12 protein-coding genes are annotated in these 13,643 nt (G+C 68.5%); 9 read left to right on the top strand and 3 right to left on the bottom strand.

What is annotated here, in order from left to right; translation table 11 throughout:
- Nucleotides 1-92: 92 nt before the first annotated feature.
- From ACZIYR_RS13560 to ACZIYR_RS13550, 3 genes are all read left to right on the top strand, one after another.
- Nucleotides 93-767: a zinc metallopeptidase gene (locus ACZIYR_RS13560; protein ID WP_483527043.1), complete on the top strand. Its 675-nt coding sequence runs from the start codon at nt 93-95 to the stop codon at nt 765-767.
- Between the two features lie 68 nt (nt 768-835).
- Complete coding sequence (locus ACZIYR_RS13555; RefSeq protein ID WP_473034248.1) at nt 836-1,075, top strand: AbrB/MazE/SpoVT family DNA-binding domain-containing protein; 240 nt, start codon at nt 836-838, stop codon at nt 1,073-1,075.
- Nucleotides 1,063-1,389: a type II toxin-antitoxin system PemK/MazF family toxin gene (locus ACZIYR_RS13550; protein ID WP_483527042.1), complete on the top strand. Its 327-nt coding sequence runs from the start codon at nt 1,063-1,065 to the stop codon at nt 1,387-1,389. The genes ACZIYR_RS13555 and ACZIYR_RS13550 overlap by 13 nt, the downstream gene beginning before the upstream one ends.
- A gap of 13 nt (nt 1,390-1,402) precedes the next feature.
- Here the strand turns inward: ACZIYR_RS13550 and cmoB are convergent, their stop codons facing one another.
- The 3 genes from cmoB to cmoA all read right to left on the bottom strand — a co-directional run bounded on the left by cmoB (nt 1,403) and on the right by cmoA (nt 4,798).
- On the bottom strand, nt 1,403-2,389 hold the full coding sequence (gene cmoB / locus ACZIYR_RS13545; RefSeq protein ID WP_483527041.1) for a tRNA 5-methoxyuridine(34)/uridine 5-oxyacetic acid(34) synthase CmoB: 987 nt from the start codon (nt 2,387-2,389) through the stop codon (nt 1,403-1,405).
- A gap of 228 nt (nt 2,390-2,617) precedes the next feature.
- A complete protein-coding gene (locus ACZIYR_RS13540; RefSeq protein ID WP_483527040.1) occupies nt 2,618-4,048 on the bottom strand; it encodes a phospholipase D-like domain-containing protein in 1,431 nt (476 codons plus the stop codon).
- A gap of 9 nt (nt 4,049-4,057) precedes the next feature.
- Nucleotides 4,058-4,798: a carboxy-S-adenosyl-L-methionine synthase CmoA gene (gene cmoA / locus ACZIYR_RS13535; RefSeq protein WP_483527039.1), complete on the bottom strand. Its 741-nt coding sequence runs from the start codon at nt 4,796-4,798 to the stop codon at nt 4,058-4,060.
- An 82-nt stretch (nt 4,799-4,880) separates the two neighbouring features.
- Between cmoA and pgi the strand changes: the two genes are divergently transcribed.
- The 6 genes from pgi to ACZIYR_RS13505 all read left to right on the top strand — a co-directional run bounded on the left by pgi (nt 4,881) and on the right by ACZIYR_RS13505 (nt 13,529).
- A complete protein-coding gene (gene pgi / locus ACZIYR_RS13530; protein WP_483527038.1) occupies nt 4,881-6,560 on the top strand; it encodes a glucose-6-phosphate isomerase in 1,680 nt (559 codons plus the stop codon).
- 39 nt (nt 6,561-6,599) lie between these two features.
- Entirely contained in the window at nt 6,600-7,247 is a 648-nt protein-coding gene (locus tag ACZIYR_RS13525) for a YqiA/YcfP family alpha/beta fold hydrolase (RefSeq protein WP_483527037.1), read from the top strand.
- On the top strand, nt 7,244-9,124 hold the full coding sequence (gene parE / locus ACZIYR_RS13520) for a DNA topoisomerase IV subunit B (RefSeq protein ID WP_483527036.1): 1,881 nt from the start codon (nt 7,244-7,246) through the stop codon (nt 9,122-9,124). The genes ACZIYR_RS13525 and parE overlap by 4 nt, the downstream gene beginning before the upstream one ends.
- 397 nt (nt 9,125-9,521) lie before the next feature.
- A complete protein-coding gene (gene parC / locus ACZIYR_RS13515; RefSeq protein WP_483527035.1) occupies nt 9,522-11,774 on the top strand; it encodes a DNA topoisomerase IV subunit A in 2,253 nt (750 codons plus the stop codon).
- 194 nt (nt 11,775-11,968) lie between these two features.
- On the top strand, nt 11,969-13,189 hold the full coding sequence (gene serB / locus ACZIYR_RS13510) for a phosphoserine phosphatase SerB (protein WP_483527034.1): 1,221 nt from the start codon (nt 11,969-11,971) through the stop codon (nt 13,187-13,189).
- A 79-nt stretch (nt 13,190-13,268) separates the two neighbouring features.
- A complete protein-coding gene (locus ACZIYR_RS13505) occupies nt 13,269-13,529 on the top strand; it encodes a TIGR02647 family protein (RefSeq protein WP_473034241.1) in 261 nt (86 codons plus the stop codon).
- Nucleotides 13,530-13,643 lie beyond the last annotated feature (114 nt).

The following is a 13,643-nucleotide window of genomic DNA, read 5'->3' as shown; positions in this document are numbered from 1 at the left end:
TGCTGGAGCAATCCTTAAGGAATGATCGCCGAGGAAACCCGCTCTGGTAGGCTGTGTCCAATGCATCACAGCCGACCCGGAGCCCCGCCTCGATGATCGTTATTGCCGTTCTCCTGCTGCTGGCCATCTTCCTGCTGCCCAATGTCTGGGCCCAGTGGGTCATCAAGCGCCACGCCCAAGCTCGCGATGACTACCCGGGCACTGGGGCGGAGCTGGCCGACCATCTGCTGCGTCGGCTGGGCATCGAGGGGGTCAAGGTGGAGCCTACCGATCACGGCGATCACTACGACCCGGAGGCGCGCCGGGTGCGGCTCTCGCCGGAGGTCTATGGGGGGCGCTCGCTCACCGCGGTGACGGTGGCGGCCCACGAGGTGGGCCACGCCATCCAGCATCATCAGGGCTATGCGCCGCTGCTGGCCCGCTCACGGCTAGTGGCGGTGGCCCAGAAGGCCGAGAAGCTGGGCGCCGTGCTGATGATGGCGGCCCCCTTCCTGTTCGTGCTCACCCGCCTGCCCGGCGGCCTGGCCATCGTGGTGGCCGCGGCTGTGATCAGCTTCGGCACCGCGGCGCTGGTGCATCTGGTGACCCTGCCGGTGGAGTTCGACGCCAGCTTCCAGCGGGCCCTGCCGCTGCTCAAGGAGTACATCCCCCCCTACGACATGCCCGGCGCCCGCCATGTGCTGACCGCCTGCGCCTTCACCTATGTGGCGGCGTCGCTTGCCAGCATCCTCAACCTGGGACGCTGGCTGGTGATCCTGAGGCGTTGACATCCTGATGCTCAAGTGTAATAACCATGTTATTACATACGCAGTGCCTATTTGGCAGGAGGGGTGAAGTGAGGACGCATCTTAGAAAGATCGGAAACTCGAAAGGGGTACTGATTCCGGCTGCCATGCTGGCGGAGCTGGGGGTCAGTGATGAAGTCGAGATTCATCTGGAGGGGCAGCGGCTGGTGGTAGAGCCGGTCAAGCAGCCGCGCCGTCACTGGTTTGATGGCTATGATGCCAGCCATGATGATGCGGTTTGGGATGAGCTGGTTGAGAGTGAAGCTGATGAGGAAGAGTGGCAGTGGTAGGCCGAGAGATCCGCCGCGGCGAGGTCTACTGGGTCAACCTCGATCCCACGGTGGGCACCGAGATTCGCAAGACACGTCCTGCGCTTATCATCTCGCCAGATGATATGAATGCGGCGCTCCCCAGGGTCATCGTGGCGCCGGTCACCAGCAAGGGGCAGCCCCTAGGCTGCCGGCCGACGCTGATCTTTCAGGACAAGCCGGCACGGGTACTGCTTGATCAGCTGCGTTGCATCGATAAACGTCGGATCCTGGGCAAGATGGGGGACATTCCCGAGTCGGCCTGGCACGCCACCCTGCTGGAGATGTTCCAGTAGTTCCCAGCGCATTTCATCTCGGCCGGTTGGCCATGACCACGGCGCGGCGCGGCGCGGGGTAGCCTTCGCGGGTCTTGGTCGGGTCCTCGGGATCGAGGAAGTCGGCCAGCGACTGAAAGGTCATCCACTCGGTGGCGCGCTGCTCGTCCGTGGTGGTCACCGCCTCGTCCACCACCCGGACATTCTCGAACCCGCAGCGCACGAGCCACTGGCAGAGCGCGGCCGACGACGGCAGGAAGTAGACGTTGGGCATCGCCGCGTAGCGGCTGCCGGGCAGCAGCACGGTGGTCTCGTCGCCGGCTACCACCAGGGTCTCCAGCACCAGCTCGCCGCCGGGGCGCAGGGCCTCCTTGAGCTGCTGGAGGTGCTCCAGGGGCGAGGGACGGTGGTAGAACACCCCCATGGAGAAGACCGTATCGAAGAAGCCGAGCCGGGCCGGGACCTCCTCGATGCCCACCGGCAGGAAGTGGGTGCGGTGGCCGTCGGCGTCGCCGACGAAGTGGCGCAGCGCCTGAAACTGGTAGTAGAAGCGCGGCGAGGGGTCGATTACCAGCACGAAGTCGGCGCCGGCGCCGGCCATGCGCCAGCCGTGGTAGCCGCTGCCGCCGCCCACGTCGAGTACCTTCCTGCCCGCCAGCGGCGCCAGGTGAGGGGCCACGCGCCGCCACTTCCAGTCGGAGCGCCACTCGGTGTCGATAAGGATGCCGGCAAGCGAGTAGGGGCCCTTGCGCCAGGGCATCAGCGCCCGCAGCAGGCTGTCGCACTGGCGCCGCCGGCTGTCGTCCAGCTCACAGGCCACCGTCACCGTGTCCCGGTCGAGATGCACCCGGCGCGCGTCGGGCAGCGCCGGCAGCTTGGCCACGGCCTTCTCCCAGGCCGGCAGGTCGCCGTAGCGTCGGCGGTCCAGGCCGGCGGCGAGCTGGTCGGGAAGCCGGGCCAGCCAGGCATCCAGCCCCTGGTCGACGAAGGCGTGGTAGAGGTCGCGGTGGGGGTGGGGCATGCTGAATCCTGTGGGTGGTAGGGGGGGCAGTGAGCGCCGCAAGAGATCAGGGCTCGCTTAAAAAGTGATTCTTCGCACTTTAGCGTGAACATGTTTTGCAGGCTTTATGGTGGGAGGCCGGCTCTGCCGGGCGAAGGCGCCGCAGGCGCCCCATGGGTAGCGCTGCGCGCTACTTCGCGAGCTGAAGCTCCCTCCCACAGAGCCAGTTCACGCCAGTCTGCGAAGAGTCTAAAAAGTGCACCAGCCGGTGGCCTCCATCAGCCGGTAGCGCCAGTAGCGAAGCCGTGAGCGGTCGGCGTAGGCCGAGTAGTCGGTGCTATAGCGCTCCTCGGGGCCATTGTGCCAGTGGCGCTCGAAGGCGGCCCGGGCGTCGGTCATGACCGGATGGTCGTGCTCGGCCTCGAGCTGGACGTTGGCCTCCAGGTTGAGGTCGTCGAGGCTGCGACGGGTGAAGTTGGCCGAGCCGAGCAGCAGCATCGCCGGGCGCTCGCCGCCGCTGCGCAGCAGCAGCTTGGCGTGGGCCTGTTCGTCGCGGGTGTCGCTCCAGCGTACCGCAATCCCGGCAGCGTGCAGCTCGCCGGCCACCGGGCGGTTGGGAATCCCGGGGCTGGGGCGGCCGAAGTGGGCCTTGCTGGGGTCGAGCAGCACGCGCAGGATCACCCCGCGGCGGTGGGCATCGTGCAGCGCCGCGATCACGCCGCGGTGCGACAGGTAGAGCACCTCGATATCCAGCCGCTCCTCGGGTCTGGCGTCATGGATCGTCGCGAGCAGGGCGTCGCGTATCGCCCCTTCGCTGAGCACTCGCAGCCGCGGCGTTCCCCTTCGTGAGGCGGCGACTCCCGCCGTGGCAGGCGGATCGACGGGGGTGCCGGAATAGCCGGCGATACGCTGCTCCGAGGCCAGCAGGTCCAGGGCGGCGGGCCCGGCGAAGCTGAGCCCCAGCTCTCGGTAGTGGCTGCTGGTATCGTTGAGGTTGCAGGAACTGACCACCGCTCGCCAGCTATCGCCATGATCGGCGATCAGGGTCTTGCGGTGATTGGCGTTCAGGTTCAGCGAGGCCAGGTAGCTGCGCAGGGTGACCTTGCCCGGCCCCACCGGGTTGGGCAGCCAGCCGCTGCGCGGCGAGTTGCCCCACCAGCGCATGGTCAGGCGCCACAGCGCGCTCCAGCTGGGGTTGGGGTCGCGGGAAGCGGGCAGGTGGGTTTCCACCACCCGGATGCCCGCCCGGCGCAGGGTCTCGAAGTGGCCGGCCGGCTGACCGCCGTAGACGTGGTTGATGGGGTCGGTGATCAGCACGATCGCCAGCGTCGGCACCTCGCGCCGGCGCGTCAGCAGCGCCTGGATCAGCTCGGCGGAGACCCGGCGGTGGCAGTCGGGCGGCGCCTGCTCGGGGTCGTTGAGCTGGAAGATATCGATGACGATCAGCCGCTGGGCCTGGGCGATCAGGCCCAGCAGCTCGTCGACGATCTGCTGGCGGCAGCGCTGCCGCCCCTGGGCGTCGATAAAGGTCTCGTCGAGCAGCAGTCGCGCCTCGGTGGCGTCCCGCCAGGGACCCTCCAAGCGCAGCCCCGGCGGCAGCGGCTTGCGCGAGTGCCACCAGGCGGTGGCGAGATAGAGCGCCAGACCGAGGCCCAGCGCGACTCCCCAGGCGGCGCTCATGGCGGCTCCTCAGCGCTTGAAGGCGATCATCGAGGCGAAGTTGAGGTACTGAAACCAGGTCAGCGAGCGCGGAAAGCCGCCCCGTGCCAGGCGGGCGTGGTGCCCTTCGAGGCTGTCCGGTAACAGCACGTTCTCCAGGGCGGTGCGCTTCTGGCTGATCTCCAGGTCGCTGTAGCCGTTGGCACGCTTGAAATCGTGATAGCGCTCCACCCGCCAGGCGTTGTCGGCCTCGTCGGGGTCAACCACCTTCTCCGACAGCACCAGCACGCCGCCCGGTTCCAGGGCCTCGTACAGCCGGGCGATGACGGCGTCGCGATCCGCCGGAGGCAGAAACTGTAGGGTGAAGTTGAGCACGATCATCCCCGAGGGGCGGTAGTCGAGGGTGCGAATGTCGCCCTCGATCACCTCGATGGCGTGGTCGGGGCATTCGGCGGTCAGGGTCTCCCGGGCGCGGGCCACCATGGCCGGCGAGAGGTCCACCCCGGTGAGGCGAAAGGCCTCCGGCGGCAGGCTGCCGGCCAGCGCCAGGCCGGCCGCCCCCAGCGAGCAGCCCAGGTCGTAGACGTGGGCGCCGTGGCGCAGGTGGCGCTGGGCGATCAGCCCCAGCATGCCCAGTATCTGGCCGTAGCCGGGCACCGAGCGGCGGATCATGTCCGGGAAGCAGGCCACCACCCGCTCGTCGAAGGAGAAGCGCGCGACCCGGTCCAGGGGTGTGGAAAAGATCGCGTCACGGTAAGATGCGTCACTCATGGGAATGCCGAAAATGCAGGTTGGCCGTTATTTTACGCGTGTCGCGCCCCGCCTGCACGACTGGATACCGAGGAGTCACCGCATGAGCCACCTTCCGATCGATCAGACCGCCGCCTGGCAGGCCCTGGCGGCGCATGCGGACCGGGTGCGTGGGCGTCATCTGGGCGAGCTGTTCGCCGATCCGCAGCGGGGGCTCGCCTTCACCCGTCATGCCGCCGGGCTGACCCTGGATCTCTCCAAGCAGCGCTGGTGCCACGAGACCCTGGCACGGCTGCTGGACCTGGCCCGGGCGGCTCGCCTGCCCGAGGCCATTGGCGATCTGCTCGCCGGCGAGCGGGTCAACGTCAGCGAGGACCGCCCGGCCCTGCACACCGCCCTGCGGCTGCCGCCGGAGGCCTCGCTGACGGTGGCGGGCGAAGACCTGGTGCCCGGCGTGCAGGCCACCCTGGCCAGGATGGAAACCATGGTGGAGCGCTTTCATGCCCGCCAGTGGCGCGGGGCTACCGGGCGGCCGATCCACGACGTGGTCAACCTGGGGGTGGGCGGCTCCGACCTGGGGCCGCTGATGGTCACCCACGCCCTGGCCGACTATCGGCCCGCCGATGCCCATCACGTCGAGGTGCATTTCGCCTCGACCATGGACGGCTCCCAGCTGGTCGACTACCTGACCCGCTTCAACCCTGAGACCACGCTGTTCGTGATCTCCTCGAAGTCCTTCACCACCATCGACACCCTCTCCAACGCCCGCACGGCGCGGGACTGGCTGATGACCCGGCTGGTGCAGCCCGGGACAGAGGGCATCGATGAGGCGCTGGTGATGCGCCAGCACTTCATCGGCGTCTCGGCCAGCCCCGAGAAGATGGCCGAGTGGGGGATTGCCGAGGCCAACCAGCTGGAATTCTGGGAGTGGGTCGGCGGGCGCTACTCGCTGTGGGGCGCCATCGGCCTGCCCATCGCCCTGGTGATCGGCATGGCCCACTTCCGCGACCTGCTGGCCGGCGCCCACGCCCTGGATCGGCATTTCGCCGAGGCGCCGCTGGCCGACAACCTGCCGGTGCTGCTGGCGTTGGCGGGCATCTGGAACGTCAACTTCCTGGATATCCGCGCCCACTCCATCCTGCCTTACGACGGCCGTCTGGCGTACTTCGCCGCCTATCTTGAGCAGCTGGAGATGGAGTCCAACGGCAAGTCGGCGACGCTCGAAGGCCGCCAGGTCGGGTATTCGACCTGTCCGGTGCTGTGGGGCCAGCTCGGCCCCAACGCCCAGCACGCCTTCTATCAGCTGCTGCACCAGGGCACCCAGCCGGTGGTCTGCGACTTCATCGCGCCGCTGGTGCGCTACGATGACGTGCCCGACCCGGCCACCCGGGACCACCTGATGGGGCAGCACCGCCTGACCCTGGCCAACTGCTTCGCCCAGTCGCGGCTGCTGATGCTGGGCGATGCGGCCATCGACGAACCCGGCGAGCGGCCGGGTCATAAGCACTATCGCGGCAATCAGCCCTCCACCACGCTGCTGCTCGACCGCCTGACGCCCACGACGCTGGGCGCGCTGATCGCGCTCTACGAGCACAAGGTCTTCGTGCAGGCCACGATCTGGGGCATCAACCCCTTCGATCAGTGGGGCGTGGAGCTGGGCAAGCAGATCGCCGGCGAGACCCAGCGCATCCTCGAGAGCCACAGCGGCCACGAGCGGATGGACGCCTCGACCCGCGCCCTGGTCGAGGCGGCCTGGCGGGCGGAAGCCGCCAATCATGAGTGACTTTCCGAAAAGACTGGCCATGCATACAGGGTTTTGGGTATGCTGAATCCTCCCTACGCCTGCCCGCCGGCCAGCGGCCTGCTCTATCTGCACGGCTTCAACAGCGGTGCCGGCTCGCCCAAGGCGGCGCTGATGCGGGCGGCCTGCCGCCGGCTGGGGGTGCCCTGCCAGACCCCGCAGCTGCCCCATCGGCCCGGGGCGGCCTTCGCCCTGGCCGAGGCGCTGCTGGCTGGCCTGGGGCCGGCGCCGCTGGTGGCCGGCAGCTCCCTGGGGGGCTTTCTCGCCACCTGCCTGGCGGAGCGCCACGCCCTGTCCGCCGCCCTGATCAATCCGGCGGTGCGGCCGGCGACGCTGGTGGCGGGCTGGGTCGGCGAGGCCTTCGTCAATCACGACAGCGGCGAGCGCTTCACGGTAGGCGAGGCGCATCTGGCGGAGCTCGAGGCCCTGACGCCCGAGCGTATCACCGCCCCCGAGCGCTACCTGCTGCTGCTGGGCAGCCGGGACGAAACCCTGGATCCGGCCCAGGCCTTCGCTCTCTACCGCGGCGCGCGTACCATCGTGCACCCGCGCAGCGACCACGGCTTTGACGTGCTGGCGGACTATCTCCCGGCGATCTTCGCCCACGGTGGCCACCGTCTGGCGCCCGGGCGCCTTCCCGATCAGGATCTGGATATGGACGACGCATGACACAGTACAGCGCCAGCTCAATCGAAGTACTCTCTGGGCTCGACCCGGTGCGCAAGCGCCCCGGGATGTACACCGACACCAGCCGCCCCAACCACCTGATCCAGGAGGTGATCGACAATAGCGTCGACGAGGCCCTGGCCGGCCATGCCCGCGAGGTCAGCGTGCGACTGTTCGAGGACGGCGGCATCGAGGTGACCGACGACGGTCGCGGCATGCCCATCGACCTGCACCCCGAACACGGCGTCGTCGGGGTCGAACTGATCCTCACCCGGCTGCACGCCGGCGGCAAGTTCTCCGCCTCCAGCTACCGCTTCTCCGGCGGGTTGCACGGGGTCGGCGTCTCGGTGGTCAATGCGCTCTCCCGGCGCCTGGAAGTCGAGGTGCTGCGCGACGGAAACCGCTACGCCATGGCCTTCGAGCACGGCGACAAGGCCTCGGAACTGACGGTCATCGGCAGCGTCGCCAAGCGCGCCACCGGCACCCTGGTGCGCTTCTGGCCGGATCCCGGCTACTTCGACAGTCCGCGTTTGGCGTTGGGGCGGCTCAAGCACCTGCTGCGCGCCAAGGCGGTGCTCTGCCCGGGGCTCAAGGTCACCCTGGTGGAGGCCGACGGTAGCGAGAGCGTCTGGCAGTACGCCGACGGCCTGCGCGACTACCTGGCCCAGGCCACCGACGGCTATGAGGTGCTGCCGGCCTCGCCCCTGGTGGGGCATTTCGCCGACGACGAGCAGGGAGTGGACTGGGCGATCCAGTGGCTGCCGGAGGGCGGCGAGCCGCTCATGGAGAGCTACGTCAACCTGATTCCCACCCCCCAGGGCGGCACCCACGTCAACGGCCTGCGCTCGGGCCTGCTCGAGGCGCTGCGCGAGTTCTGCGAATACAGGAGCCTGCTGCCGCGGGGCGTCAAGCTCACCGCCGACGACCTCTGGGAGCGGGTCGCCTACGTGCTCTCGGTGAAACTCCTCGATCCCCAGTTTGCCGGCCAGACCAAGGAGCGCCTCTCCTCGCGCACCGTGGCGGGCTTCGTCTCCGGGGTGGTCAAGGACGCCTTCTCGCTGTGGCTGAACCACCACGTGGACCAGGCCGAAGCGCTGGCCGAGCTCGTCATCAGCGCCGCCCAGCGGCGCCAGAAGAGCGCCAAGAAGGTGGCCCGCAAGAAGGTCACCGCCGGCCCGGCGCTCCCCGGCAAGCTGGCCGACTGCTCCGGCCAGGACCCGGCCCAGAGCGAACTCTTCCTGGTGGAGGGGGACAGCGCCGGCGGCAGCGCCAAGCAGGCGCGCAGTCGCGAGAGCCAGGCGATCCTGCCGCTGCGCGGCAAGATCCTCAACACCTGGGAGGTGGAGTCCCACGACATCTACGGCTCCCAGGAGGTCCACGACATCGCCGTGGCCATCGGCATGGACCCGGGCAGCGACGATTTCTCCAAGCTGCGCTACCACAAGATCTGCATCCTCGCCGACGCCGACTCCGACGGCCTGCATATCGCCACCCTGCTCTGCGCGCTCTTCGTGCGCCACTTCCCGGCGCTGGTGGACGCCGGCCACGTCTACGTGGCCATGCCGCCGCTCTACCGCATCGACCGGGGCAAGGAGGTCTTCTACGCCCTGGACGAGAGTGAGAAGGCGGCGATCCTGCGCCAGCTGGAGGGCAAGCGCGGCACGGTGAACGTGCAGCGCTTCAAGGGGCTGGGCGAGATGAGCCCGCTGCAGCTGCGCGAGACCACCATGGCCCCGGAGACCCGCCGCCTGGTGCAGCTCACACGCGAGGCCGACGATGGCACCATGGAGATGATGGACATGCTGCTGGCGAAGAAGCGCGCCGGTGATCGCAAGAGTTGGCTCGAGGACTACGGTAATCTCGCCGATATCGAGGTTTGACCCGGCTGCGCCGGGAGCTGTAAGCCATTCAGGCCTCGCCTGTAGCTGTAAGCTGTAAGAAAAAGGGACATCGCACTTTAGCGTGAACATGTTTGGCAGGTTTGATGGTGGGAGGCCGGCTCTGCCGGCGGTTCGACGCTTCGACGAAGGCGCCGCAGGCGCTCCATGGGTAGCGCTGCGCGCTACTTCGTCGAAGCGTCGAACCGGAGCTGAAGTCGAGGCGTCGAACCGTCCCTCCCACATAGCCTGTTCACGCCAGTCTGCGAAGAACCAAGAAAAACCGGTGCAGCTATGGGGTGACTTACAGCTTAAAGCTTACGGCTTACAGCTCTTCCAGAACGTATCGTGCGGGCCACGGCCCGCGAAGTTTCCATGATGGCAGATAGGGCCCAACCCCATGACCATGGATATCCAGGTGGCGGAGGGCGACGTCGAGCGCCTTTCGCTGCGCGAATACACCGAGAAGGCGTACCTCGACTACTCGATGTACGTGATTCTCGACCGGGCGCTGCCCCATATCGGCGACGGCATGAAGCCGGTGCAGCGGCGCATCGTCTACGCCATGCGCGAGCTGGCGTTGAACGCCAATGCCAAGTACAAGAAGTCGGCGCGCACCGTCGGCGACGTGCTGGGCAAGTTCCACCCCCACGGCGACAGCGCCTGCTACGAGGCCATGGTGCTGATGGCCCAGCCGTTCAGCTACCGCTACCCGCTGGTGGACGGCCAGGGCAACTGGGGCAGCCCCGACGATCCCAAGTCCTTTGCCGCCATGCGCTACACCGAGGCGCGGCTCTCGAAGTTTTCCGAGGTGCTGCTCGCCGAGCTGGGCCAGGGCACCGTGGACTGGACCCCCAACTTCGACGGCACCATGAGCGAACCCGTGGTGCTGCCGGCGCGCCTGCCCCACGTGCTGCTCAACGGCGGCACCGGCATCGCCGTGGGCATGGCCACCGACATCCCACCCCACAACGTGAACGAGGTGGTCGAGGCGACCTGCCATCTGCTGCGCCATCCCGAGGCCACCACGGCGGATCTCGTTGCCCACCTGCCGGCGCCGGATTTTCCCAGCGAGGCGGAGATCATCACCTCCCGCGCCGACCTGCGTAAGGTCTACGAGAGCGGGCGCGGCTCGGTGAAGCTGCGCGGGCGCTATGTGATGGAGGAGGGCAGCATCGTGGTCACGGCACTGCCCTACCAGGTGAGCGGTGCCAAGATTCTCGAGCAGATCGCCGCCCAGATGCAGGCCAAGAAGCTGCCCATGGTGGCCGACCTGCGCGACGAGTCGACCCACGAAGAGCCCACCCGCCTGGTGATCGAGCCGCGCTCCAACCGCGTCGACATCGAGGCGCTGATGGCACACCTCTTCGCCACCACCGACCTCGAGAAGAACATCCGCATCAACATGAACGTGATCGGTCTCGACGGCCGGCCGCGGGTGATGCCGCTGCCCGACCTGCTCGGCGAGTGGCTGCGCTTTCGCCGCGCCACGGTGCGCCGGCGCCTGGAACACCGCCTGGGCAAGGTCGAAGATCGCCTGCATATTCTCGAGGGGCTGCTGATCGCCTACCTCGATATCGACGAGGTCATCCGCATCATTCGCGAGGAGGACGCCCCCAAGCCCGCCCTGATGGCCGCCTTCGGCCTCTCCGACCGCCAGGCCGAGGCGATCCTCGAGCTGCGCCTGCGCCACCTGGCCAAGCTCGAGGAGATGAAGATCCGCGGCGAGCAGGACGAGCTCGCCGCCGAGCGGGGGCGGCTCCAGGAGCTGCTCGGCAACGAGGGAGCGCTCACCGACCTGATCGAGGAGGAGATACGCGCCGCCGGGCAGGAACACGGCGACGGGCGCCGCGCGCCCATCGTGGAGCGCGAGGAGGCCCGGGCCCTCTCCGAGGTGGAGCTGCTCGGTGCCGACCCCATCACCGTGGTGCTCTCCGAGAAGGGCTGGATTCGCAGTGCCAAGGGCCACGAGATCGACCCGGAGGGGCTCTCCTACAAGGCCGGCGACCGCTTCGCCCTGGCCGCCCGGGGCAAGACCAACCAGCCTCTGGTGCTGCTCGACGACACCGGGCGCGCCTACACCCTGGCCGCCCATAACCTGCCCAGCGCCCGCGGCCAGGGCGAGCCGGTCACCGGGCGGGTCAATGTCGTCGCCGGCGCGCATATGGCGGGCCTGATGCTGGCTCCACCCGAGAGTCGCTACCTGCTCGCCAGCGACGGCGGCTACGGCTTCGTGGCCCGGCTCGAGGCGCTGACCGGCAAGAACAAGTCCGGCAAGGGAGTCCTCACGGTGCCCAAGGGCTGTCGTGTGCTGCCGCCCGTGGCGGTGCCGGAGGGCGAGGATAGCTGGGTGGCGGCGGTCTCCAACGAGGGGCGGCTGCTGGTGTTTCCGCTCGACCAGCTGCCCGAGATGGCCAAGGGCAAGGGCAACAAGATGATCGACATCCCCGGCGCCCGGGCGGCGCGGCGTGAGGAGCTCGTGCGCGACCTGGTGGTGCTGCCCGCCGGCGCCAGCCTGGTGGTCCATGCCGGCAAGCGGCATCTCACCCTCAAGGCGGCCGATCTGGATTACTATCGCGGGGAGCGCGGCCGCCGCGGCAGCAAGCTGCCCCGCGGCCTGCAGAAGGTCGATCGCCTTGCGGTGGATACCTGACCTGCGTTGCCCCATTTCGTGAGGCGGGAGCGGAAAGTCTCAATAGGTCGCCGGGAGGCAGAATTGTGGGAGGCCGGTTTACCGGGCGAAGGGAGCCGCAGGCTCCCCATCTCCCTGGCAGCGCTGCGCGCTGCTTCGCGAGCTGAAGCTCCCTCCCACAGGCATTCCATGCTTGTGAAGGATACGAAAACGCCATGACACGACGAGTACTGATTCGCGCCACCGGCGCGGCACGACCCGGCCAGCTGGCCGGCCTGGGCCAGGCCATGGCGCGCAGCGGCGCCCGCCTGCTCGACATCAACCAGAGCGTGACCTTCGGCATGGTCTCGCTGGAGGCGCTGGTGGGCCTGGACCACGACAGCGACCTGGAGGGGGCGCTCAGCGCGGCCGGCGCCAGCCTGGGCCTGGACGTCCAGGCGATCCAGGTCGGTGCCGAGGACTACCAGCGCTGGAGCGTGCAGGCCAGCCAGCCGCGGCTGATCCTGACCCTGCTGGCGCCGCATCTCCCGGCCGGTATCCTGGCCGAGGTAGGGGCGCTGACCGCCGAGCACGGTCTCACCGTGGAGCTGATCCACCGCCTCTCCGGTCGCGAGCCCCTGGACGGCGGCGTGCCCCGCGACCACCACACCCAGGGCGCCTGCGTGGAGTGCTGGCTGCGCGGCGAGGAGGTCGACCTCGACGCCCTGCGCGAGAAGGCCCTGGCGCTGGGCGCCATGCACGGCGTCGATATCGCCATCCAGGAGGACTCCATCTGGCGCCGGCATCGCCGCCTGGTCTGCTTCGACATGGACTCCACCCTGATCCAGGCCGAGGTGATCGACGAGCTGGCCCGGCGCCACGGCGTCTTCGAGGAGGTGGCCGAGGTCACCGAGCGCGCCATGCGCGGCGAGCTGGACTTCCAGCAGAGCTTCCGCGAGCGCATGGCCAAGCTCCGCGGACTCGACGAGGCGGTGCTGGCCGAGATCGCCGAGGAGCTTCCGCTGATGGATGGCGTCGAGCGCCTGATGCGCCATCTCAAGCGCCTGGGCTATCGCACCGCGATCCTCTCCGGAGGCTTCACCTACTTCGCCCGTCACCTTCAGGAGACGCTCGGCTTCGACGAGATCCACGCCAACGAACTGGTCATCGAGAACGGCAAGGTCACCGGCGAGGTGCGCGAGCCGATCCTCGACGCCAGCCGCAAGGCCGAGCTGCTGCGCGAGATCGCCGAGCGCGAGGGCCTGACCCTGGAGCAGACCATCGCCGTGGGCGACGGCGCCAACGACCTCAAGATGCTGGCGGCGGCCGGGCTCGGCATCGCCTTTCGCGCCAAGCCGCTGGTACGCAGCCAGGCGCGCCAGTCGATCTCGACGCTGGGCATCGACGCCGTGCTCTACCTGATGGGCTATCGCCAGGTGGATCTGGAGGACGAATAGCCCCAGGCGAGCGACGGGGCTGGTCGTCGGCCCCATTGTGGCTTACCTTCGGGGAACCCCATCGGACCCGGAGGTCGCCATGCCCCAAACGCGTTTCACCGCCGAACAGCTCGAGGAGCTCAATCTGCTCTGCCTGTTCAACCCGGACTCCACCCAGGAGGGTATCAAGGTGCACGCCGGCACCGCCGCACCCGAAGCGGTGGCGGCCGTCGCGCGACTGCATGCCAAGGGCCTGGTGACCCAGACCGACGGCGGCTATCTCACCGCACTCGGCCGCGAGGCGGCCGCCCACGCCCAGGCCCTGCGAGGTATTCTCGACCCCGTCGAACTCACCACCTGATCCCCCTGTCTCTCGTTGGCGCCCGCTTCTCCCTGAGGCGGGCGGCAATACTTTGCCCACCGGCGGCAATCGGCGATAATCCGCCCCCGTCATCCACTTCCCGCGAGGCGTCCC

The sequence above is a fragment of the Billgrantia sp. NRB1 genome (genome assembly GCF_056921725.1).
The sequence above is the reverse complement of the archived record's forward strand: the minus strand, read 5'-3'. Positions and strand labels throughout refer to the sequence as shown.